Source organism: Flavobacterium limnophilum (assembly GCF_027111315.2).
GTDB lineage: Bacteria > Bacteroidota > Bacteroidia > Flavobacteriales > Flavobacteriaceae > Flavobacterium > Flavobacterium limnophilum.
Genome location: NZ_CP114289.2, coordinates 3,579,550 through 3,603,930, shown reverse-complemented (window position 1 = coordinate 3,603,930; position 24,381 = coordinate 3,579,550). Strand labels below are relative to the sequence as shown.

Sequence of the window (24,381 nt, the reverse complement as noted above, 5' to 3'; positions counted from 1 at the left end):
TTAATAGTCCGGAAAGTTACGACTTTTGCAGCGTTTTAAAATAATTTAACAGCCATATGAAAAACAAATACTTTTTAGTTTCCTTATTTATCTCTTCTTTGATAGCAACCGCACAGGAAAACAAACCAAAGATAGATTCCTTGCAAGAAGTCATTATTTCTTCTACAAGGATTGATTTGCCTTTCAGCAAAAACTCCAGAACGATTCAGTTGATTACTGCTGAAGATATGAAAAAGGCGGGAGTTACCAATGTTGCTGATGCTTTACAGCAAATTGCAGGTATCGACATAAGACGTCGCGGAACCAATGGTACGCAAGCCGATTTGTACATTCGTGGTGGAAGTTTTGACCAAACTTTACTGCTGGTAGATGGTATCAAAGTAGATGATGCCCAAACGGGACATCACACGATGAATCTCGCTTTGCCTATTGAAGTCATCAAAAGAATCGAAATTATAAAAGGTCCTGCCGCTCGTATATTTGGCCAAAACGCTTTTAATGGCGCCATCAACATCATCACAAAAGATGTGCCAGACACGGATGTTTCCTTGAGCGTTCAGGGCGGTTCCTACAATCAATTTAATGCTGCCGTTACCGCGGGAATTAATTTGGACGAAAGTAGTCATATCATTCATTATTCCAAAAATACATCCGAAGGCTATCGTTTCAACACCGATTTCGACAATCAAAATTTTGTTTTGAAAAGTACTTTCAACAAGAAGAATTTGCCCATTGCGATGTTGATTTCTCTTTCGGATAGAAATTTTGGTGCCAACGGATTTTATGCTTCGCCGGCCGCCATTAATCAATATGAGGAAACGATGGCGAGTTTGATAGGTTTTTCGACAGTGATCAAAAAGGGGAATTTTACTTGGAAGCCAAGGGTCTATTGGAGACGAAATGAAGACGAATATGTTTTTGTTAGAAACAATCCTTCCATTTACCGAAATCTGCACATTTCAAACAAAATTGCTGCCGAATTAAATGGATCGTACACTTCAAATATTGGGATTACGGGTTTTGGAATAGAAACTGCCAAAGTATATCTTTCGAGCAATAACCTCGGAGACAACAACCGTTTTGTGAGTACTCTCTTTTTGGAACATCGCCTCGAATTGTTTAATAACAAGATAGATATCACGCCGGGAGTGGCTGTAACTTATTTTTCGGACTTCAAATTTTTTGCTTTTCCAGGAATTGATATTGGGTATCAAGTGCTAGACAATCTAAGGGTTTATGGTAATTTGGGTTACACCTATAGAGTTCCAACGTTTACCGATTTGAATTATAAATCGCCAACCACAATAGGGAATCCTGAATTGGAACCAGAGAAAGCATTTTCGCAAGAAATAGGCTTGAAATGGAATACGACACGGTTTAATGCCTCCGTAGCAGTCTTCAATCGCGACTCCAATCGATTGATTGATTACGTGAAAATGCAGAATACAGATCCTTGGCAACCGCAGAATATTCAGGATGTGACCACTAAAGGTTTTGAAACACAACTCGATTATACATTTCCAATTAATTCGTTTAACCAGAAATTACAGTTGGGCTATTCCTTGATAGAAGACCAAGTAAAACAAAGCAGCTATAATTTTTCGCAATATTCTGTCAATTCAATGAAGCATCAAGTGGTGGGGAGTTACTATATGCAATTCTTGAAAAACTTTACCAATTCGATTTTATATCGCTATGCTGAAAGAACAAATGGCGATTCGTACTCGGTTGTCGATTTAGGTGCTGCTTATACTTTAAAGGCATTCGAATTTTCTTTATTCGCCAATAATATTTTCAATGCAGAATATACCGAAACGAATTTTGTTCCAATGCCAAAAGGAAATTTATTGTTTGGAATTCGCTATAATTTTAGATAGTTGATCACTCTTTAATACTAAAGTCCCGCTATAAAAAGCGGGACTTTTTTATATAATGATTTGGGAATTCCTTGGGAATGAACACTCAAAAACTGATTACTGACCACTATTTTCCAACTCCTTCACTTTTTCATAAACCAAGTTGCTTTCAAACCCGCGTCGAAGCATATAATCACAGAATTTCTTTCGCTTTTTCAACACATTTTTCTCTCGAATGGATTCCCAATGCCTTTCGGCCAATGTATGAAAAGTTTCCAAATATTCCTCAGGAGTGATTTCCTTGAGTGAAATATTGATGAGGGTTTGCGAGATGTTTTTAGACTTCAATTCGTTGACAATCCTGATTTTCCCCCAATGTTTGATGCGGTGTTTTCCTCTGGCGAAACTGCGGGCAAAGCGTTCTTCGTTGAGAAAATTCTCTGAGATGAGATGTACCATTATTTGGTCGATTTCTTCTGAATACATTTTCATCGAGCGCAACTTCGAAACCACTTCATCGTGACAACGTTCTTGATAGGCACAAAAATATTCTATTTTTTGAATGGCTTCTTTTATGGAGAAAACGTCTTTCATGAGTTGGTGTTGTTTGAAATGATTTGGCAACCAAAATCCAAATTTCGGGTTTTTAATTGGACTTTCAAATAACACCATTTTAATCCCTGCATGATAGTTGTATAACAGATAAATGGGTATTTTAACGAAAAAATTTTGAGCTATTACTGATAAGTGGTTGATTTGTACACAACCTACGTTTTTATCTTTTTGAATTATGTGGGTTTAGCATATTTTAAAAATATAAAGGTTATGGTAAAAAAAATACTTCTTACTTTTTTTTTAGTTTTGGTTCAAACTGTGGTTTTTGCAGTGACAAAAACTTATAATGCAACATCAGGTAATTGGAATACAGCTGCTAACTGGTCACCAAGCGGAGTGCCTTCATCATCTGATGATGTTGTAATACCAACTGGATCAACTGTAACCATGATTAGTACGCCAGTAACTATTTCAACTTTTACGATATATGGACAATTGGTTTTATTGCCAGATAGTTCTCATACAATAAATACAACATCACTTATTGTTGTATCGCCTTCAGGTTCAATTCTATTTGATAAAAAATCTAAGATAATATTGCCTTCTAATACTCTTATTCAAGTAAGCACGGGTGGTTTATTAGGAGATTGCAGTAATAATAATTCTATTTTTATCGGTTCAGTTGAAGTAGCCGTATGTGCTGGAGGAGGAAGTACGATTCCGACTTTTAATGAAGTAATGGTTAGCGGAGGTTATAACATTGTTAATATTTCTCCTGCTTCAGCATCTGTTTGTGGTTCTGGAAGTTTTTCTTTTACGGCCACAGCAATTCCATCAGCATCGGCAACGATTAAATGGTATGATGCAGCAAGTGGTGGCAATCTTTTACAAACGGGAACTTTAGGAAGTAGCAACACATACACGACACCTATAATATCAACTACAACTACTTATTATGCTGATGCTACAGTAGGATTATTTACGACGCAGCGTAAAGCTGTTGTTGCAACCGTAAATCCATTGCCAACCATAACAGGTAATTTGAATGTTTGTGAAGGATCGACTACCAATTTAACAGGCTCTGCTACGGCCAACGCCACAACACCTTGGACATCGGCCACAACTTCTGTGGCAACAGTAAGCAGTTCAGGTGTGGTAACGGGAGTTTCGGAAGGAACAAGTGTAATAACTTACAGGAACAGTAATGGTTGCACACAAACAGCAACAGTTGTTGTTGCCTCATTAGTAAACAATGTTACAAATGGATTTAGCGGTTCTTCTTTTTGTGTAGGAGAGCAGACAACCTTGACATTTGATGCCAATAATGGTTCAGGGGTATATCCTTATACTTTGATATATAGAAATGATACTACCAATGCCACTGCGTCAGTGACTATTGCAAATGATGACTCAACTACTTTTAATGTGCTTCCTAATCCTATAGTTACAACGCATTATACTTTGGTTTCAATTACCGATGCAAAAGGTTGTGTTAGAACAACTGGCTTTGGCGACTCTACAGCCAGGGTAACAATAAACGCATTGCCAAACACTCCAACAATTGCAATAACACAGCCCAGTTGCGCAATTACCACTGCTACGATAACAATAACTGGAGTTGCTGGAGAAACCTATAGTTTTGATGGCGGTGTTTTTTCGACAACTTTAGTTTATTCTGGATTAGCCCAGGGATCTTCACATACGATTTCTGCTAAAAATTCTTCAGGTTGTATCTCTGCTGTTGCCAATGTTACAATAAATACTTTGTCAACCAAAACTTGGAATGGAAGTTGGTCACCTGCGGGTGCGCCTACGAGTAATGATTTGGTTATTATCAATGCCGATTACAGTACTTCTTCTAATGGAGATTTGAATGCTTGTAGTCTAATTATTAATTTAGGTTCAACATTGACTGTCGAGGAAGGAAAATTTGTAGTTATTCAGAATGATTTAACGGTAAATGGGACTTTAGATGTATTAGATAAAGGATCTTTGGTGATGGTAAATGATTCAGGGATAGTTACTAATTCAGGAACCACCAATATTCATAGATTTACGACTCCTTTTAAGAAGTATGATTATACATATTGGTCAACTCCTGTTGTTTCTACGAACATTGCCAGTACTTTTCTTGGATGGAACACAGGTTATTCCTATGAATACCTACCGGCCAATTTTTTGGATGCAAATAATGATGGACTTGATGATGATGGAAATGATTGGTCGTTTGCAAGCACAATGACTCCAGGAAAAGGGTATATAGTCATGGTTCCAACACCTATTGCAAGTGGTCCTTTTGCGAATAATCCATCAGAGGTGGTTTTTAGTGGAAAAGTTAATAATGGTATTCAAAAAATTACAAGTGTACTTGCTGATAGTTCTTATCTAATAGGAAATCCTTATCCATCGGCTTTGGATGCTGATGCTTTTTTAGATTATAATTCAGGAGTTTTGGATGGAACACTTTATTTTTGGACCCATAATACGGCTATTCAAGCAGCAAATGCAAGTAATGCTAGTCTTGGGACTGGCGCTTATGCATTTACCTCAGATGATTATGCCTCTTATAATGCCGTTGGGGGTGTTGGTGTAGGTTCGGGAACAGCTGCATCAACTGGAGGTGCTATACCGAATGGTAAAATAGCTTCTGGACAAGGTTTCTTCGCTTTAAGTAAAGTTGCCATTTCAGGAACTAATGAGATTGTGTTTAACAATTCTATGAGGTTAAGTTCAGGTGGAGCAGTATTAGATAATTCCCAGTTTTTCAAAACTAGAAATCCTAAAGGAAAAGTAGCAAGTTCTATAGAAAAAAATCGTATATGGTTAAATATGACTAATACAAAAGGGGCTTTCAAACAAACCTTGGTGGGTTATGTAACCAATGCGACTAACGACTATGACGGCCGTTTTGACGGAGTAAGTTTTGATGGCAACGAGTTCGTTGATTTTTACAGTATAAATCAAGACAAGAATTTGACCATTCAAGGTCGTGCCTTGCCATTTGACGAAAATGACCAAGTGCCTTTAGGTTACCGAACAACAATAAGCGGAACATTTAGCATAAATATTGGTCAAGTTGATGGTGTTTTGGCTAATCAATCGGTGTTTTTAGAAGACAAGTTGACCAATACGGTTTTTAATTTAAAAAACGGAAATTATACTTTTGAGACGGAAGCAGGAACTTTTGACAATCGTTTTGTTTTGAAGTATAAACCATCAGACAAAACATTAAGTGTTGACGAAATGGATGCAAGCGATGGAATTGTTGTCCTATATTCAAATAATCATAAAACACTAATTATCAGAAATAATGTAGAGGATGCAGTAGTAAATTCGGTAACCTTATTCAATATGTCAGGTCAAAAAATTAGCTGTTGGGATATAAAAGAAGGAGAACAAGCCAATATCCAGATTCCAATGAACAATATAAATTCCGAAATTTATATTGTAAAAGTCAAAACTACGAAAGGCGAAACCAGTAAAAAAATCGTCATCAAACAATAAAAAATAGGTGTTAAGTATTAATTCGATTTTAGTATAATAAAATTGTCATATCGAGCGCAGCGAGAGCAATTATTCATCTCTACTGCGCTTGATTTATTAAAAAAAATAGTGTTGTAATTAAATTTTTCTCTTAAAAAATTCTATAAGTCGGTTTTTCATCCCGCAATCTATATTAGCTGTTAATTAAGTTGTTAAGGTTTTTTGTGGAGGCATTTCAAAACGTGTTTTTTTGGTTAATTTCAAGTTTTTTGCTAAGAAAAACGAATCATCCAGTCATAAAATAGTAGAATAACGATAAAAATTGTACTTCATCGGGTTTTTTATTCATCTCGACTAATAAAAACTAATTTTGCGCCTTGAAAACTACTTTGCTCGCCCCATCGAATTTCAAAGTATAGAATTCAGCCCCGATTTAAAAAAGTACAATACAAAATTATGAATAAATCCTACTTAAGTTCAATAAAAAATACCGCATTGTCATCAAAACCATCAATATCAATTCGTTTGTTGTTGATGGTTTTGTTTGTTTCTATAATGCCTTTGGTTTCTTTTGGGCAATCTCAAACTTTTAGTACACCTGGAACTTATACTTTTAATGTTCCTGCTGGTGTAACAACTTTAAATGTGCAGGCTTGGGGTTCTGGAGGTGGAGGATCTAATCCAGATGACAAAGCTGGAGGAGGTGGAGCTTTTGCAGGAAGTAATAGTCTAACAGTAATATCAGGAGGTAATTACACCATTAAAGTTGGCGCAGGAGCAACTGTAGGTACTGGTGGTGATGGTGAAGATTCTAGTTTTGGTAGTCTAGTTATTGCAAAAGGAGGTAAGGGAGGTGCTAATTCAGGAACAGGTGGTTTGGCTTCTGCAAGCACGGGTGCTATAAAATTTAATGGAGGAAATGGTGGGTCTAGTACAGGTGGTAATGGGGGCGCAGGAGGAGGAGGTGCAGGTGGCAAATCATTAGCAGGTGGAGCAGGTTCTAACACTAGTGATAATAATGGAGGTGCTGGAGGTGCTGGAGGCACAACAGGAGGTGGAAAAGGTGGAAATGGTGGAAGTAAAAATAATGATGGAATAAATGGTTCTTTTCCTGGAGGTGGAGGTGGTGAAAGAGGAGAAAATGGTAGTTCAAGTGGAGGTGGAGGTAATGGACAGGTAATTTTATCTTGGACTTGTCCAACATATAGTATTACTAGTGTTTCAGCTACTCCTGCTTGTAAGACGGATAATGTTGCGACGGCAACGATTACAGCTACTCCTGCGTCTTTGCCAGTAGGCAATTACACAGTAACTTACAGTTTGGGTTATAACGGTAATTCAACATCCTATACAGCTCCTATGACTGTTACTACTGCAGGTTCAGGTACTTTTACAGCAAATGTAGCTATTGTAAATGCAACTGCAAGTACAACTATCAGAGTCGATAAACTTGCCTCATCAAGCTGCTCCAATAACATCACTGCAAACAATGTTTCAAATGTTTCATATATGTATCCAGCGGCTAATGCAACTACTATAACCAATATATATGCCACTTGTACTAGTTATATTATTCAATGGGATAATAAAACTATGGATAAATATTTTTTAGATGTGGCAACAGATAGTGGTTTTACAAATTATTTGCCTGGTTATCAAAATAAAGATATGGGGAATGTTTGGTCATACGAATTTGTTGGTTTAACAAATGGAGCTACCTATTATTGTCGAGTACGTTCGAATAATTACTGCGGAACAAGTGTTAATTCAAATGTATATACATTTACTAAAGTGGGTTATAATTCTATTGCAGCCATTTCAGGAGGAGCAACTTCAGTGTGTGTTAATTCAACGACACCTGCTTTTACCAATTCTGATTCTGGTGGGACTTGGTCTATTGTAAACGAAACGGGAAGTGCTACAATTACAAGCGGTGGGGTTGTTACTGGTGTTTCATCAGGAACTGTTAAAGTGGTTTATACAAAGAACTTTGGTAGTTGTACTTCATCTGTGACTAAATCTCTTACTGTAATCGGAGTAACAATCACTCCAAACAAAGTTGATGAAACTTGTCCTATATCTAATAATGGTAGTATTTCGCCTGTTTTTTCAGGAGGACTTACTAATGTAAGATATGTTAAATTGACTCAAAAATACGCTGCAAGTCAACAAGTGGCCGAAATTCAAGCTTTTGAAATATTTACAGGAACCAATGTAGCACTTTCTTCTGGAGGTGCTGAGGCAACAGCTTCTTCTACTTATTCTTCTGATTATCCAGCTTCCGAAGTTAATGATGGTATTCCAGCAACTAATGGCAATATGTGGCATGGTGCTAATGGAATAAATGATTGGGTTCAAATAGACCTTAAATCCGGAAAAAATATTGATTATTTAAGAATTTTTAATCGTACTGATTGTTGCCAAGAACGAGGACAAAATATGCTGTTAGAACTCTTCGATGTTTCCAATAATTTAGTTTATTCCAAAACAATCGATTTGTATCAATCAGGAGCAAATGTCCCTGTTAATGTCAATGTTTTGGATGTTTCTTGGTTATATGGAGCGACTACTTTAAATAGAACAGCATTAGATTCTGGAACCTATACTTTGAATTATGCTGATGCTGTGGGATGTCCGGTAAGCACTCCAATAGTTATTGGATCAACAAATACATTATCTTCAGCTCCAACAGTTACTCCTACACAACCTACCTGCTCCGTTTCAACGGGTACGATTACGGTTAATACGCCATTAGCAGCTACAGGAATTACCTATACGGTTACCGGGACGAACCCGGTAGTTGCAGCAGTAACAAATGCAACGGGAGTCTTTTCAAATTTATCAGCAGGCACTTATGATGTTACCACCACTAACGCTTGTGGTACCTCAACAGCAACAAGTGTAACTTTAGAATTCGTTACCAAAACTTGGAATGGAAGTTGGTCGCCAATTGGTGTGCCAACAAGTAATGATTTGGTCATCATCAATGCCGATTACAGTACTTCTTCTAATGGAGATTTGAATGCTTGTAGTGTAATCATTAATTTAGGTTCAACATTGACTGTCGAGGAAGGAAAATTTGTAGTTATTCAGAATGATTTAACGGTAAATGGGACTTTAGATGTATTAGATAAAGGGTCTTTAGTGATGGTAAATGATTCAGGGATAGTTACTAATTCAGGAACCACCAATATTCATAGATTTACGACTCCTTTTAAAAAGTATGATTATACGTATTGGTCAACTCCTGTTGTTTCTACGAACATCGCCAGTACTTTTCTTGGATGGAACACAGGTTATTCCTATGAATACCTACCGGCCAATTTTTTGGATGCAAATAATGATGGACTTGATGATGATGGAAATGATTGGTCGTTTGCAAGCACAATGACTCCAGGAAAAGGGTATATAGTCATGGTTCCAACACCTACTAGTGGGCCTTTTGGTAATAATCCATCAGAGGTGGTTTTTAGAGGAAAAGTTAATAATGGTATTCAAAAAATTACAAGTGTACTTGCTGATAGTTCTTATCTAATAGGAAATCCTTATCCATCGGCTTTGGATGCTGATGCTTTTTTAGATTATAATTCAGGAGTTTTGGATGGAACACTTTATTTTTGGACCCATAATACGGCTATTCAAGCAGCAAATGCAAGTAATGCTAGTCTTGGAACTGGTGCTTATGCATTTACCTCAGATGATTATGCCTCTTATAATGCCGTTGGGGGTGTTGGTGTTGGTTTGGGAACAGCTGCATCAACTGGAGGTACTATACCGAATGGTAAAATAGCTTCTGGACAAGGTTTCTTGGCTTTAAGTAAAGTTGCCATTTCAGGAACTAATGAGATTGTGTTTAACAATTCTATGAGGTTAAGTTCAGGTGGAGCAGTATTAGATAATTCCCAGTTTTTCAAAACTAGAAATCCTAAAGGAAAAGTAGCAAGTTCTATAGAAAAAAATCGTATATGGTTAAATATGACTAATACAAAAGGGGCTTTCAAACAAACCTTGGTGGGTTATGTAACCAATGCGACTAACGACTATGACGGCCGTTTTGACGGAGTAAGTTTTGATGGCAACGAGTTCGTTGATTTTTACAGTATAAATCAAGACAAGAATTTGACCATTCAAGGTCGTGCCTTGCCATTTGACGAAAATGACCAAGTGCCTTTAGGTTACCGAACAACAATAAGCGGAACATTTAGCATAAATATTGGCCAAGTTGATGGTGTTTTGGCTAATCAATCGGTGTTTTTAGAAGACAAGTTGAACAATACGGTTTTTAATTTAAAAAACGGAAAGTACACTTTTGACACTGCAGCAGGAACTTTTGACGATCGGTTTGTATTGAAATATTCCGATAAAACACTGGCGACAAATGACTTTGACGCAACTGTTAATCAAGTTGTTGTTTCGGTTAAAAACAAACAAATAAAAATTAATTCCTTTGTCGAAACGATTGATAAAGTAGAGTTTTACGATTTGTCTGGAAAACAGATTTATAAAAAAGACAACGTGAATGATAGCGAATTATTAATAACTGATTTTGTTTCAAGTCATCAAGTTTTGGTCGTGAAAACGATTTTGCAAAACGGCAAGATGGTTACCGATAAAATTATTTACTAGTCGACAACATAGAGCATAAAAAATCCCGTTCAGAAATTATAAACTGAACGGGATTTTTTTAGATGAAAAATTGAGATGCTATTTTCCTTTTGTGCTGGCTTCCAGATTTCTTTCAATCGAGTGTCCTGGGCGAGACCATTTTGGTTTTTCGCCAAGAGGAGGAAACTTGGAATCGGCAGCTTCAACAGATACGCTTTTATAAGTCTTTTCGAAAGGTTGTTGGTTTTTTAATCCCAAAATTTCGAATATTTTCATGTCTTCGTCAAGGTCATTATTAGGAGTGGTAAGCAATTTGTCGCCTGAAAAATGGAATTGGCTCCAGCCAAAAAGCACATGGCCTGACCTTCGCGACTCCAGTTTACCCTTCCTGCCGAAAGACGAACTTGAGTTGCCGGCATAACAATTCGAGTTGTGGCTACCATTCGAATCATTTCCCAGATTTCAACGGGTTTTTCGTCCTCAAGAGGCGTTCCTTCAACGGGAACCAAGGCGTTAATTGGCACGGATTCCGGCTGAGGATCCAAGGTCGAAAGTGCTATTAGCATTCCTGCTCGGTCTTCAAGGCTTTCTCCCATCCCGATAATTCCACCGCTACAAACGGTAATATTGGTTTTACGTACATTCGCGATGGTCTCCAAACGGTCTTCAAATCCACGAGTCGAAATTACTTCTTTATAATATTCTACGGAAGTGTCAATGTTGTGCTTGATTTTCGGTAATCATTCCTAGTGTGCAACACACTTCCATGTCCATTTTGTTGATGGTACGAACCATTTCCAGCACTTGGTCAAAATCTTCGCCGTCTTTCACGTTTCGCCAAGCGGCTCCCATGCAAACTCGTGACGAACCATTTTCTTTTGCTTTTGTTGCTTGTTCTTTGACTTCGCTTACAGTCATTAAATCGTTGGTCTTGATGGAAGTGTGGTATCTTTTTGCTTGCGGACAATAACCGCAATCTTCAGAGCAACCTCCTGTTTTAAGCGATATTAAAGTAGATATTTGAACTACATTTGGATCGTGATGTTGCCTGTGAATGGTGGCTGCTTCATATAGCAATTCCATCAAGAGTTTATTGTAAATGGCGATTATTTCTTCTTTCGTCCAGTCGTGTCTTGTGATGCTCATCTATGTGATTTTTTGGTGCGTCAAAAGCAGTCAAATTGTTCCAATCGACAAAGATGTGTTGCTGAAAAACAGATTCAATACTACATTTTATGAATTGAGCACTAATCTGCCGTAAATCGATTGTTCCAATACAACATGGCAAACAAAGTGACGATTATCGAAGAGGCAACTCCTTCAAACAACAAACTGATGCTATAGGTTTCGACGGAGGGGTTTCCGCCAAACAAGAAGGTTTCCGACAAGGATTGTACATAGTTGTCCCCGCCTTGCATGTAACTGTAAACAATCAATCCGGCAATACTTAATACCACGCCTACAAGTGAGGTCATCATTGCCGAAACGGCATTGTAAACAAAAGTCTTTTTCCCTTCGGCAACATTCATTTGAATTGTTTTGTTAACGCCATAATAAACGAATACAATATTGAAGAGACGTAAGTAAAACATGTCTGCAAATCCCAAAGCGTTCATTAATAAAAAATAAACACTAATTCCAACGAAGATCGTGGCTCCATTGAAAACTTCTTTTGATATTTTCATGCTATTGGTTTTTAAAGGTTAAAAACTATACTTCATCGAAGAATGAACAGAGACAATATCAAATTTACAAAAACAACGCTAATTTGTTGTGAAATAAACTGAAATTTAACGAATGACTATCTTTTGTTTATGAACTCTAACGCCGTTTGTTTGTCTTTCTTTAATTGCTCTTTCAGTAGATCGACAGAGCCAAATTTTTGTTCGGGGCGAAGGCGTTCGAGAATGGAAACCGCTATTTTTTGGTCATAAATGTCCTGGTCAAAATCAAAATAGTGGATTTCGATGGATAAATTTTCACCTGCTACCGTGGGATTGTAGCCAATATTCATCATTCCGTACGCCGTTTTTTGGTCGATTGTGCTTTTGACCACATAAGCGCCGTTTTGCGGAATGAGTTTGTAGTTTTCTTCAATTTTAAGGTTTGCCGTTGGAAATCCGATGGTTCTTCCCAATTGTTTTCCTCTAGAAATGGTTCCTGTCAAGAAATAGTCGTAGCCCAAATATTCATTGGCCAAAGCCATGTTTCCTTCCATCAAGGCGTTTCTAATTTTGGTGGAACTTATCGAGACATCGTTTATTTCCTGTGCGGAAATTTGTTCCACTTCAAAATTATGTTGTTGTCCAAAAGCTATCAAGTCATTGATGTCGGCCGTTCTGTTTTTCCCAAAACGATGATCGTGGCCGATAATTATTTTTTTGATATGGAATTGATCCACAAGAACGGTTTTGACAAATTCTTCGGCAGTCAATCTCGAAAATTTTTCGTCAAAAGGATGGATAACAAGATTTTGAATGCCTGCTTTTTCCAATAAATTTATTTTTTCGTCAATCGTGTTGAGTAGTTTAACTTCGGATTGCCCGTGTAAAACCATTCGAGGATGCGGAAAAAAAGTAAGCACCAGACTTTCGTATTTTCCGTTTTCCGTGTTTTGGGTAACTTTTTCCAGTATTTTTTTGTGACCAACATGCACGCCGTCAAAGGTACCTAGGGTGAGGATGGTTTTTTTGGTTGACTTGAAATCGTTGATGGAATGAAAAATCTTCAAAGCGTGGTTTTTTTTAATGCTGCAAATTTATGGTAATAATAACATATAAAAAAAGAGGATTGAAATAAATCAATCCTCCCTGTTTTTATTTGAAAAAGCTATTCTTTGATGAATCGTAAGGTTCTTTTTAGGCTATCTTTTACAATGGTGATAAAATAGATGCCATTGCTTAAAGCTGCAGTGTTTATGGTTAAATCTGTTTCTTTTGAAACTTCTTTTTGTATAATTTTTTGCCCCAGAGCATTACTGATGGCGTAATTATCTGGTAGGCCAAAATTACTTGGAAATTGAATGTTCAAAGTTCCTTTTGTGGGGTTTGGATAAAGATAAATGTCTGTTGAAGTTTCGAATTTTTCATTTGCAAGTGTGCCTGTGGTAAAAGTTGAAGTTTTACTTGATTTAAATGAAGTTCCAGAGCTAATTACTGTTCCGTCTGTTGCTTTAATGTCATAATATCCATTGCCGCCACTGCAGCAAAGTCCGTCTCCTTCAGTATCGTTTATCGTAAAAGTATAACATTGATTGCTAGTTAATGTCCAGTTTTCAGTTATCAAGCTGGGTAAAGTTGTTGAATCTTTGGTGTCTGCATAAGGGCCGCCGCTGAATAATATTGCTCCAGAACCGTCTTTTAGGTTCCAGGTAGTTTCGCTTCCCCATAAGTCTTGTTGCAATCTAAAGGTGTAATTGGTGTAAGTGTAGTTTGGTGCAGGAATTGGGATAAGAAAACTTCCAGAGGCTGAATTGTTTGTTGCTCTTTGATCGGTAACGCTATTTGCAGTAGAAACGGAGGCGTTAAAAGTTCCATTTGTAGCGGAATTTATGAGAATGCTGATTACGGCAAATTTGTGGGTAGCTAAACTGCCGGTCCAATTATATACATTGTTGCTGCTTCCATTGATATTGTAATTTATGGTTGCCGAGGTTAAATTATTTGATCCTCGGTTATAAAGTAGTACTTTTTGAATAGTTTGGTTGGCCAAAGCTCCGCAAATTGGAGTGTCGCAACTGGCTTCAAGTTTAATCTCGGCATCATTGGCATATAAAGAAATTGCTGTGCCTTTTGTTGAGGTTTTTAAAGAGTTTCTTCTGGGAGAATTAGCCATAACAGTCATTATTCTGTCTTTTTGATTTAGGGTAAAGATGTTCATGCAGGTATCATTCGTATAATCCATGTAATTTTCTATCATGTCATTTCCTGCTACTAAAGGACAGGAGTCTGAGGTGACACAATCATAGTTTTCCCATCCTGCTTGTGGTGTATCATCGCAATAATCAGAGGCATCACAATCTTTTGTGTCTGTATCACGACTACCTCCATCGCCCCAAATGTGTCTTAAGCCAAGCCAGTGTCCTACTTCATGGGTCATCGTTCTTCCTTTGTTATATTGGGAGGCTACTAATAGAAAGGAACTGCCAAAGTCATTGCTGCCAAAAACATTATAACGAGAGACAACTCCATCTGTATTTGCCACTCCACCTGAAGGAGCCAGGCCGCTCAATCCTGAAGCGTCTGGAAATTGGGCGTAACCTAGAAGAGAGGCATCTGAGAATTCAACACTCCACATGTTCATATATTGAGCTGGATCCCATATGGTTGCTGGCTTTACAGTTTCATCTATTTCTGTTCTTGACCAAGAGGGTTGGCACATACTTACTCTGTCAATTCCATTTGTTGGATTTCCGTTAGGGTCTACTTTTGCAAGAACAAATTCAATTCCAATGTCTGCGGCAACAGGGTTGGTGCTTTCTCCTCCTGCAGTGCCTAACATTTTTCTGAAATCTTGGTTTAGTACCGTAATCTGCGATTCTACTTGTGCGTCAGTAATATTAGGCGCTGTTCCAATGGGTTGACCATTATAAATCACGTGAACAACTACTGGTATTGTTATGATAGTTGGTGCGGCAGTTTTTGAGCTAGTTCTGGCTGCTTTCTGTTTGTTTACTAAAGGGGCCAGCCAAGCTTCAAACTGGGCATTAGTCATTCTTTTTGGGTTCTTCTCTTGAAGATATTGCTCATATTCTACCGTTGCACAACGAATAATTCCGTTGTTCGGATTTTTGTTTTCGGTAGCAATGGTTTTTCCAAATAGAGTTTTGCTGGTAGTACTTTTATTCTGACCGTATGTATTGCCAAGACCAAAAAAACAAAGAACTACAATGATTTTATGGAGAGAGTTGAGGGTAATTGTCTTCATTGTTATTGCATGTATTTTTTTCAAAGTTAAGTATTTTCCAAATTCCAAATATAAAATGCTGAAAATTTAGCAAATAGCTTGTTTATAGAGTTTGTTTTTATAAACTAAACCTCCCTTTCTATTTTCCGTTAAAAGCGCTCATCGTGTTTTCCAACCCGGCGGTTCCAAAGGATTTTATGATTTCGGAAGCCAGTTCCAAGCGCTCTGGAAGGGCTGCTTTTTCGGCATCATCCCATTCGCCCAAGACGTAATCCACTTGCTTTCCTTTTTTGAATTCGTCGCTGATACCAAAACGGAAACGCGCATAATCAGTTGTGTTTAAAGTGGCGTGAATGCTTTTGAGTCCGTTGTGCCCGCCATCGCTGCCTTTTTTCCTGATGCGGATGGTTCCGAAAGCAAGATTCAAATCATCGGTGATGACCAGGATGTTTTCCAATGGAATTTTTTCTTTTTCCATCCAATAGTGTACGGCTTTACCACTCAAGTTCATGTAGGTGTTGGGTTTCAACAAGAAGAAAGTGCGTCCTTTGAACTTGTATTCGGCCAATGCGCCGAGTTTGACGGTTTCGAAATTGATTCCTTCTTTTCTGGCCAAGAAATCGACCACTTTAAAACCAATATTGTGTCTCGTGTTGACATATTCGGCACCGATGTTGCCGAGTCCGACGATTAAAAATTTATTACTCACGCTTTTCATATTGTTTTTTTGGTGTTCGTGAACCTCCGGTTTCATGTAATCTGTGTTGTCTTTTGTTTCTGTTTTTGAAAACAGGCTGTTGAACCATTTTAGCATATTGCAAAAGTAAACTTAATTTTTGATTTTTTTTAAAGCCGAATACTTTCAAACAGCCAGAATCTTTATGGCATAAAACAAAAAAAGCACCAGTTTTGCAACTGATGCTTTCTTGAATGATTGAAAAAAGATTATTTTTTCTTTCCTTTTGCAGGCGCTTTTGCCGCTTTTGCTGCTTCTTGAGCTGCTTTCATCGCTGCACGAGAAATTCTTACTTGAGCAACAACAGTGTTGTCTGGGTGCAATAATTTGTAGTTGTCAGAAACTAGTTTCGTAACATACAATTTGTTACCCATTTCAAGTGGAGAAATGTCGGCGTCAATAAAATCAGGAAGATTTGCTGGCAACGCTTTTACTTTTAATCTACGAGTGTTCAAACGTAGCACACCTCCTAATAATACTCCAGGAGATACTCCAACAACTCTTACAGGAACTTCCATGGTGATTTCTTTGTCATCAAATAATTGAAAGAAGTCAATGTGTAAAATCTTGTCAGTTACAGGGTGAACCTGAATGTCTTGTAGGATGGCATTGAATGATTTTCCTTCCAATTCAATCACAACTGTGTGCGCGTTTGGAGTGTAAACCAAGGTTTTGAATGCTCTTTCGTCTGCTGAAAAATGCACTGGTTGATTTCCTCCGTATAACACGCAAGGAACCGCTCCAGCATTACGTAAGGCTTTAGTAGCAACTTTGCCCACGCTTTCTCTTTCTGATCCTTTAATTGTAATCGATTTCATTGTAAAAAAATTTATATAGTTATTAATTAAACTCTTGTTGGATTAGCTTTTGGTTTTCGGGTAATAAATTACATCAAAAATGTTCCGCTAATGGAATTGTTGTGGTGCACCATGTGCATTACTTCTGCAAAAAGAGGTGCACAACTCACTACTCTTATTTTGTTAGATTCTTTCTTCAACGGAATAGAATCGGTCACTATCAATTCGCTTAATTTCGAATTTTCTATTTTTTCGTAAGCCTCGCCCGATAATATGGCGTGTGTACAGATAGCTCTTACGCTCAATGCGCCTTTTTCTATCATCAAATCGGCGGCTTTCGCCAATGTGCCTCCGGTGTCGATCATGTCGTCAACCAAAATCACGTTTCTTCCTTTTACCTCTCCAATCAACTCCATCGTGTCGATAACATTGGCTTCTTTTCGTTGTTTGTAGCAAATTACCACATCCGACTCCAAGAATTTGGAATAAGCATAAGCTCTTTTTGATCCACCCATGTCAGGCGATGCAATGGTCAAGTTTTCCAACCCCAAGCTTTCTACATAAGGTAAAAAGATAGTCGATGCGAATAAGTGATCCACTGGTTTCTCGAAGAATCCTTGTATTTGGTCTGCATGCAAATCCATTGTCATGATTCTCGTTGCGCCAGCTGTTTCCAGCAATTTGGCGACTAGTTTGGCTCCAATCGGAACTCTTGCTTTGTCTTTTCTGTCCTGTCTTGCCCAACCGAAGTAAGGGATAACTGCCGTGATGTGTCTTGCCGATGCACGTTTGGCAGCGTCAATCATCAACAACAATTCCATTAAATTGTCGGCATTTGGAAAAGTGGAGCAAACAATAAATACGCGCAATCCTCTTATAGATTCCTCGAAAGACGGCTGGAATTCTCCGTCGCTATAATTGGAGGTTGTAATCTTTCCTAATGGGATTCCGTAACCCTCTGCAATCTTCTCTGCGAGATAGACACTTTTTGAACACGCAAAAATTTTAGCTTCTGGCTCTAAGTGGGACATTTAATTTGTTGTTTTGTAGTTAGTTGTGTTTTTTCGTTTTACCGAGGTGCAAATTTAGGAATAAAATCGAACTCTGAAAGGAAAAATTTCAGTATTTTTATTAGAATGTTTAAAAATATTTTTTACATTTGCACCGTGTTAAACAAAAAGGGGTTGCTTTTACAACAATTCTCTTTTAATGCGTGAAGCAACTGTTGTTGCTTCGGTCTGCTGAAGCCCGGATGGCGGAATTGGTAGACGCGCTGGTCTCAAACACCTGTGGGAAACCGTGCCGGTTCGACTCCGGCTCCGGGTACAAAAGCCTCTTCGAAAGAAGAGGCTTTTTTGGTTTTATACTTTTTCTGCTTTTGTATTTTATATAAATATTCGAAAGAATATAAAGTAAACTAATTGAATAATAGATTGTTTTGTAATGATAAGAGTCTAATGAATCGGGATTAATTATTTGAGCGATAATTGAGGTCTTCTGAAAGATTAATAAAATTATCTTAATCATTTCCTTTCCCTTTTTTTTATCATTTTATCTTTCTGTTATTGCCATACCATAAGTACCTGCACTACAAATCCACGATATAACGACCATATCACTTTTCCAAACCATATTGATTTCGCTACTTTTTGTTCCTATTGTTAAATCCATTATTTCAAAATCTTCAACTGATTTACAAAGTGAAGATATAACTGATTCATCTTCAAAAGGCTCATCAAATTTTAAATCATAAAAAGCTAAAGCTTTTTTCAACTCGCGATATACTTTTGCATAAGCAACCGTACTGGGTTCCATAATTAACATATCTTGCTTAACACCTGAAATAAACCATTGACCTGTTATGGTTTTTTTTCCGAGTTTATCGTTTGAATGGTAAGCTGTTGATTGCGCAAATGTAATTGTAGCTAAAAATAATGCGAATACTGTAATAAGTTTTTTCATAATATATTTTTCATTTTTAAATTAAAAATACTCAAATGTAATCTATTAAAAATCATTCGTTTTACGGTTTCCCGTAAAGTGGGGATTTCCTTTCACACCTTCTTTATCACATAAGTCACGATTCCCCAAACGATTCCCTATTTCTAACTTTCTGTCAATTGCAAAGTCATTCCCAACGCATTGATAATTTGTACAAAATTGGATATTTGTAAATCGGTTTTGCCTTGTTCTATTTTGGCAATGTAGGCACGTTCTTTGCCTATTTGGTCAGCGAGTTGCTGTTGGGTAAGGTGTTTTTCTTTGCGTTTTTCTTTTATTAATTCGCCATAGTAAAAAGCCAAGGCGTTTTTTGAGAACTCTTCTCTTTCAGGCGTTCCTTGTTTTCCGTATTGTTCGTCTAGATAGTCGTTTACGCTGTGAGTTTCTTTTTTTAACTTTTCGATATTTATTTTTATTCTTTCCATTGTTCCAATATTTTAGCTGCCTTTTTTATTTGTTTGTCGTAGTCTTTAGTCGATTTTTTTATAAACCCGTTCAGGAACAGGATCTCTTTGCTTTGGGTTATATTATCGTGGTCTAATGTAAATACGATTACACGATATTCATTATTAACCTGTATTCGTATTTCATAAAAATCGGTATTTACCAACTTCTTGGCGACCTTAGCGTTAATTACCGTTTGGGTTTTTATTACCTCGAATAAGTAATTTATTTTAATCTTGACATTGCTTTCAGATTGGTTAATAAATTCTAAAAACTCATCTGTAAATTGTAAATTCCTCATTGGTTAATTCTTTGCAAATGTAATTAATTCGTTACTAAATAACAATTATTATTCAAGCAACGTTTTTATTAGTTTAGATTGTGGTTGTCTTAAGCTAAAATTACGATTATAATTTTTGAATTATTGATAGCGTGAGACAATTCAAATATAATAAATTAAAGAATATATTTACTTTTTATCACGCCCTCTTTATCACATAAGTCACAATTCACCAAATGATTAACTGTTTTTTACTTTGTTCAAATTGGGAATAGTAGATGTATTTTTTTACCAGAAAACCAAATTCTTTAAAATACCGCCATAACGGTAAAAAACCAAATTCTATCTGTTTATTCAATCAGTATTTCGTGTTTTATGTATTATTTACTGCTATAACAGTAAAAAACAACTATTTTGTTGTGAAAGCACTCTAACGAAAGATATATTTGTCTATTTTTACTGCTAAAACGGTAAAGTATGAATGATTTTAATTTAGGTCTCTTCATAAAAGAGCATCGTAAAGTAGCAGGATTGACACAATTAGAATTGGCAAATCTGGCGGGAGTAGGGAAGACTACCGTTTTTGATATTGAGAAAAATAAAGAAACGGTTCGTTGGAATAATCTTTTGGCGATACTGAAAGTATTGAATATCGAAGTGCAATTTAAAAGTCCAATCCATAAATAATGATGAGAAAAGCAACAATACTGGTTCACGATAAAAGGGCAGGAATATTGATGGAAGACAATGCTGGCGGGTATCAATTTACCTATGACGACAATTATGAAGGAGAACCCGTATCCTTGACTATGCCATTGACTGCCAAGCATTATTCATTTGCCAAATTCCCCTCTTTTTTTGAAGGCTTATTGCCAGAAGGGATAATGCTTGAAGGACTTTTGAAAATAGGTAAAATTGATAAAAATGATTATTTTTCTCAACTTGTGGCTACAGGAAATGATTTGGTGGGAGCAGTAACGGTAAAAGAATGGAAAGATGAATAGATGCCCGATTACGTACGAATTATGTGGCACTGAAAAATACAGTGAAAAAGGACTTCGACTGATTGCTCCGAAACTTACGGCATTAAATGATTTGCCATTTACCGCTGCCGAACAAAGGCAAGAAGCGGCCAATCGGGCGAATAAATTGTCTATTCAAGGCGTTCAACCCAAATTAAGTGCCGTTATTTCGGTAGTGAAGCAACAGTTTGAAATTGTGGACCAGTTTGGCAATTATATTATCAAACCTCAAAATGATATTTTTCTAGAATTGCCCGAAAATGAAGATGTAACGATGAAAATGGCCAAAGTTTACGGACTTGAGGTTCCTTTTCACGGATTGGTTTATTCCAAGGACGGCAGTCTTTCTTATTTTATCAAACGATTTGACCGATATAGTAAAGGTAAAAAATATGCCACTGAGGATTTTGCACAATTGTCCGGAAATTCAAGAGACACGAAGTATGATTACACGATGGAAAAATTGGTTAAAGTAATTGATGAGTTCTGTACTTTTCCAGCAATAGCCAAAGCCGATTTCTTTAAACGCGTTTTATTTTGTTTTATAACAGGCAATGAAGATATGCACTTAAAGAATTTTTCAGTAATTACAAAAGCGGGGAAAACAACCTTGGCTCCAGTTTATGATTTTTTGAATTCTTCCATTTCCATTAAAAATCCACAGGAGGAATTAGCCCTGTCTCTCAAAGGTAAAAAGAGTAATTTCAAGTCAACGGAATTGATAGATTATTACGCAAAAGAAAGGTTGGAACTTAACGATAAAACCATTGATGTCATTTTATCTGATATGAACAAAAGCGTATCTAAATGGACGGAGTTGGTAGAAATATCCTTTTTGTCGGACGTGATGAAAGAAAAATATCTAAAGTTGATGGAAAACAGGATTAAGAGGTTTTAAACCCTCTTTATTACATAAGTCACAATTCCCCAAATGATTAATTGGTTTTCTTCGGTGACTTTTATGGGAGGATAATTGGGGTTTTCGGGCATCAGGTACAAGCAGTCTTTTTCGACTTGGATGCGTTTCACGGTGAATTCGCCGTCGATGAAGCAAATGGCGATTTTGTTGTTTTGGGGTTCGAGACTTCTGTCCACGACTAACACATCTTTGTCGTTGATGCCGGCGTCAATCATCGAATTTCCCTTGACTTTTATGTAGAAAGTCGCCAAAGGATTTTCGCTTAATTCCTTGTTCAAATCGATGCCGTTTTCCATAAAATCGGCCGCAGGCGAGGGAAATCCAGCCGAAACACCTTCTTTTATGAAAGGAATTCGGAGGTCGCTTTCAAAATCTGGATTGAAGAACGTTAGCTTTTGGTCTTTTTTTATTGACATCGTATTTCGAGAATATCGTTGAAGTTGGTTGTGAATCTGGGTGAAAGATGATTTTGGTTCATATTCCAGGTCAGGCTCAAATTTTGGGTCGCCAATTTCACTTTTTTGTCGCCCATTTTGGTATTCAGTTTGTCCATTGCTTGCATCAAGGCCAAATGTTTTGGGTTTTCTTCATCGAATAATTGAAATTGTTTTCGGTTTTCATCAATCAGTTCGGTTACGATTACGCCTGCTTTCTTGAATTTTAAATGTTCGTTTCCTTTGTGCAATTTTTTCAATATGTCAATTGCCGTGTTCGAAATGGTCAGGGTCGAATTGGTCGCAAAAGGCAAGGTTACTGCCATGTTGAAATAATATTTCGAAGTTTGGACACTGTGTTTGTCAATGACCAACATCACGATAATCGTGTGGCAACAGGATTTTTGATTTCGCAATTTTTCGGCACAAACCGAAGCAAAAGTCGCCACGCGTTCGCGCAACAAATCGAAATCGGCAATTTGTTTGGGAAAACTTCGGGTGATGGCTATGCTTTTCTTTTGTTCGACGATGGGTTCCAAGTCCAAAACCGATTTTCCTTCCAACTCATATTTCAAGCGCATTCCAACAACGCCCATTTCTCTCCTGATCCAGGCTTCGTGTTGCGGTTGGATAAAATCGAGAGCAGTGTTGATGTTTCGCAATTTTACCTTTTTAGTCATTCGATAACCAATGCCCCAAACATCTTCAATTTTGGTCCATTTCAGGGCTTTGATGCGTTTTTCTTCGGAGTCGATAACATAAACGCCTTTTGTCCTGTCCTGGAATTTCTTGGCAATTTTGTTGGCGACTTTCGATAAAGCTTTTGTTTCGGCAAAGCCAATGCAAACCGGAATTCCAACCCATTTCTGGACACGGGTTTTCATTTGGAGACCATAATCGTGATAATCCGGAATAGTCAAACCGTCGAAATTCAGGAAAGCTTCGTCAATGCTGTAAATTTCCAGATTGGGTGTGAACTGACCTAAAATTGCCATCACCCGATTGCTCAAATCGCCATAAAGTGGATAATTAGAAGAAAACAATTTAACGTTTTTTTCTTTGACCAATTCCTTGATTTGAAATGCCGGAGCGCCCATCGGAACGCCAGCAGCCTTGGCTTCGTTGCTTCTGGAAATCACGCAGCCGTCGTTGTTGGATAATATCGCAACGGGTTTTCCGTTGAATTTCGGTTGAAAAACACGTTCGCAGGAAGCGTAAAAATTATTGCAATCGACTAAAGCATACATCCTGTAAAATTACTTAATAGCCGCTTATGGAAGTGTGGGTGAAAAGTTAATTTTGGGGATTGTTGATAAATAAAAAGGTTGGAGGTGTCTCTCGAGCGAACTCGAGAGATGTGTTCCAAATCAGTTTAATCGCATCCGTTGATGTCGCAACTATTCTCGGTCGTGCTGTTTACCAAAGTTATTTTCGAATCAAATTGTCCTTCTTGCCATACTTTTTCCAATGTTTGCAAAAAAGCCGTTGCAGGTTGTGCGCCGGAAATGGCATATTTATTGTCGAAAACAAAAAACGGAACGCCCTGAACGCCTATGGCATTGGCTTGTTGAATGTCTTGTTTCACTTCTTTGCTGTAAGCATCGGAATGCAAAACTTGGGCAACGGCTTCGGCTTCGAGACCTATTTCTATTCCCAATTGGCTTAATGTATCCAAATTGTTTAAATCTTTGCCGTCTGTTAAATAGGCTTTGAAGAGTAATTCTTCCAATTCGTTGGCGAGATTGTATTTTTTAGCCAAATGCAACAATCGGTGGGCGTTGTGGGAATTGGCCAAAACGGCTTTTTCGAAATGAAAATCCAGTCCCGCTGTTTTTGCGTTCTCGGTCATATTGTCGACCATAGTTTGTGCCCAATCGGTATCTTTTCTGTATTTTTCTGCCAAGTGTTCGATTACGTTGTCTTCCGGTGAAGGAATGAAACCGGCATCCAATTCAAAGCTTTTCCATTCGATGGTAACAGCTTCTTTGTGTTCGAATTGGCTTAAAGCTTCTTCTATTCTTCTTTTTCCTATATAACAAAACGGACACATAATATCCGACCAAATCTGCACTTTCAATTTATTTTCCATATTGCGATTCCTTTATTGGCTTTGCCAATTTATTTTGTGCTGCAAAAATAATCCATTCTGGTTTTGACTGTTTTTAATTTAGGTTTTTATTGGCAATCGTTCGAGTTGAATTTTGGGTTTTGAAAACTAGATTTTGCGCACATTTTAATTTTTAGAGTGATTTTTTATGGGTTAAAACCCCGGAAAAAGGAATAATGCAAAGTTGAGTTTTAGTTAAAGAACAGCCAATTCTTATATTTTTTAAAATTTATTTTT

General features: G+C 37.3%; 19 protein-coding genes, 1 tRNA gene and 1 pseudogene. 7 read left to right on the top strand and 14 right to left on the bottom strand.

Translation table 11 applies throughout. The features are described 5' to 3' along the window. Positions 1–56: 56 nt before the first annotated feature. Entirely contained in the window at positions 57–1,877 is a 1,821-nt protein-coding gene (locus OZP13_RS14955) for a TonB-dependent receptor plug domain-containing protein (protein WP_269240921.1), read from the top strand. A 96-nt stretch (positions 1,878–1,973) separates the two neighbouring features. On the opposite strand, the gene OZP13_RS14950 is transcribed toward OZP13_RS14955, so the two are convergent. Beyond that, positions 1,974–2,450, bottom strand: a complete 477-nt coding sequence (locus tag OZP13_RS14950; RefSeq protein WP_269243718.1) for a regulatory protein RecX — start codon at positions 2,448–2,450, stop codon at positions 1,974–1,976. 231 nt (positions 2,451–2,681) lie between these two features. On the opposite strand from OZP13_RS14950, the gene OZP13_RS14945 reads away from it, so the two are divergent. Together OZP13_RS14945 and OZP13_RS14940 are read left to right on the top strand one after the other, a co-directional pair. Beyond that, positions 2,682–5,915: a DUF8693 domain-containing protein gene (locus OZP13_RS14945; protein ID WP_281297683.1), complete on the top strand. Its 3,234-nt coding sequence runs from the start codon at positions 2,682–2,684 to the stop codon at positions 5,913–5,915. 435 nt (positions 5,916–6,350) lie between these two features. After that, a complete protein-coding gene (locus OZP13_RS14940; protein ID WP_281297682.1) occupies positions 6,351–10,520 on the top strand; it encodes a DUF8693 domain-containing protein in 4,170 nt (1,389 codons plus the stop codon). Between the two features lie 78 nt (positions 10,521–10,598). Here OZP13_RS14940 and bioB read toward each other — a convergent pair. The 7 genes and pseudogenes from bioB to OZP13_RS14905 form a co-directional block, all read right to left on the bottom strand. Beyond that, positions 10,599–11,645, bottom strand: a pseudogene (gene bioB, locus OZP13_RS14935) (biotin synthase BioB). A 101-nt stretch (positions 11,646–11,746) separates the two neighbouring features. Beyond that, a complete protein-coding gene (locus tag OZP13_RS14930; RefSeq protein WP_281297681.1) occupies positions 11,747–12,184 on the bottom strand; it encodes a hypothetical protein in 438 nt (145 codons plus the stop codon). Positions 12,185–12,300: 116 nt separating this feature from the next. Further along, positions 12,301–13,230, bottom strand: coding sequence for a bifunctional riboflavin kinase/FAD synthetase (locus tag OZP13_RS14925; protein ID WP_281297680.1), 930 nt, complete (start codon positions 13,228–13,230; stop codon positions 12,301–12,303). A gap of 98 nt (positions 13,231–13,328) precedes the next feature. Next, on the bottom strand, positions 13,329–15,425 hold the full coding sequence (locus OZP13_RS14920; RefSeq protein ID WP_281297679.1) for a T9SS type A sorting domain-containing protein: 2,097 nt from the start codon (positions 15,423–15,425) through the stop codon (positions 13,329–13,331). Between the two features lie 118 nt (positions 15,426–15,543). Further along, entirely contained in the window at positions 15,544–16,218 is a 675-nt protein-coding gene (gene pth, locus OZP13_RS14915) for an aminoacyl-tRNA hydrolase (RefSeq protein WP_281297678.1), read from the bottom strand. Between the two features lie 131 nt (positions 16,219–16,349). After that, positions 16,350–16,958: a 50S ribosomal protein L25/general stress protein Ctc gene (locus tag OZP13_RS14910; RefSeq protein ID WP_269240908.1), complete on the bottom strand. Its 609-nt coding sequence runs from the start codon at positions 16,956–16,958 to the stop codon at positions 16,350–16,352. Between the two features lie 68 nt (positions 16,959–17,026). After that, a complete protein-coding gene (locus OZP13_RS14905) occupies positions 17,027–17,968 on the bottom strand; it encodes a ribose-phosphate pyrophosphokinase (protein ID WP_281297677.1) in 942 nt (313 codons plus the stop codon). Positions 17,969–18,183: 215 nt separating this feature from the next. Here OZP13_RS14905 and OZP13_RS14900 point away from each other — a divergent pair. Beyond that, a tRNA-Leu gene (locus OZP13_RS14900) sits at positions 18,184–18,263 on the top strand. A 225-nt stretch (positions 18,264–18,488) separates the two neighbouring features. Here OZP13_RS14900 and OZP13_RS14895 read toward each other — a convergent pair. The 3 genes from OZP13_RS14895 to OZP13_RS14885 form a co-directional block, all read right to left on the bottom strand. Next, on the bottom strand, positions 18,489–18,899 hold the full coding sequence (locus tag OZP13_RS14895) for a hypothetical protein (protein ID WP_281297676.1): 411 nt from the start codon (positions 18,897–18,899) through the stop codon (positions 18,489–18,491). Positions 18,900–19,042: 143 nt separating this feature from the next. After that, entirely contained in the window at positions 19,043–19,363 is a 321-nt protein-coding gene (locus tag OZP13_RS14890; RefSeq protein ID WP_269240905.1) for a helix-turn-helix domain-containing protein, read from the bottom strand. After that, positions 19,351–19,683, bottom strand: coding sequence for a type II toxin-antitoxin system RelE/ParE family toxin (locus OZP13_RS14885; protein WP_269240904.1), 333 nt, complete (start codon positions 19,681–19,683; stop codon positions 19,351–19,353). Before OZP13_RS14885 ends, OZP13_RS14890 begins: the two co-directional genes overlap by 13 nt. Positions 19,684–20,139: 456 nt before the next feature. Between OZP13_RS14885 and OZP13_RS14880 the strand changes: the two genes are divergently transcribed. The 3 genes from OZP13_RS14880 to OZP13_RS14870 are packed head-to-tail and all read left to right on the top strand — an operon-like array spanning position 20,140 to position 21,582. Next, positions 20,140–20,349 (top strand): helix-turn-helix domain-containing protein, encoded by a 210-nt coding sequence (locus OZP13_RS14880; RefSeq protein ID WP_269240902.1) that lies wholly within the window; start codon positions 20,140–20,142, stop codon positions 20,347–20,349. Continuing rightward, positions 20,349–20,666 carry a HipA N-terminal domain-containing protein gene (locus OZP13_RS14875; protein WP_281297675.1) on the top strand — a complete coding sequence of 106 codons (318 nt, stop codon included), beginning with the start codon at positions 20,349–20,351 and terminating at the stop codon, positions 20,664–20,666. Before OZP13_RS14880 ends, OZP13_RS14875 begins: the two co-directional genes overlap by 1 nt. Continuing rightward, entirely contained in the window at positions 20,659–21,582 is a 924-nt protein-coding gene (locus OZP13_RS14870) for a HipA domain-containing protein (protein WP_269240899.1), read from the top strand. Before OZP13_RS14875 ends, OZP13_RS14870 begins: the two co-directional genes overlap by 8 nt. Here the strand turns inward: OZP13_RS14870 and OZP13_RS14865 are convergent. From OZP13_RS14865 to OZP13_RS14855, 3 genes are all read right to left on the bottom strand, one after another. After that, complete coding sequence (locus OZP13_RS14865; RefSeq protein WP_269240898.1) at positions 21,579–22,019, bottom strand: LexA family protein; 441 nt, start codon at positions 22,017–22,019, stop codon at positions 21,579–21,581. The two genes, OZP13_RS14870 and OZP13_RS14865, sit on opposite strands and share 4 nt — an antisense overlap. Beyond that, complete coding sequence (locus OZP13_RS14860; protein WP_269240897.1) at positions 22,010–23,284, bottom strand: Y-family DNA polymerase; 1,275 nt, start codon at positions 23,282–23,284, stop codon at positions 22,010–22,012. The genes OZP13_RS14865 and OZP13_RS14860 overlap by 10 nt, the downstream gene beginning before the upstream one ends. A 125-nt stretch (positions 23,285–23,409) precedes the next feature. Continuing rightward, positions 23,410–24,126 carry a DsbA family oxidoreductase gene (locus OZP13_RS14855; RefSeq protein ID WP_269240896.1) on the bottom strand — a complete coding sequence of 239 codons (717 nt, stop codon included), beginning with the start codon at positions 24,124–24,126 and terminating at the stop codon, positions 23,410–23,412. Positions 24,127–24,381: the final 255 nt, after the last annotated feature.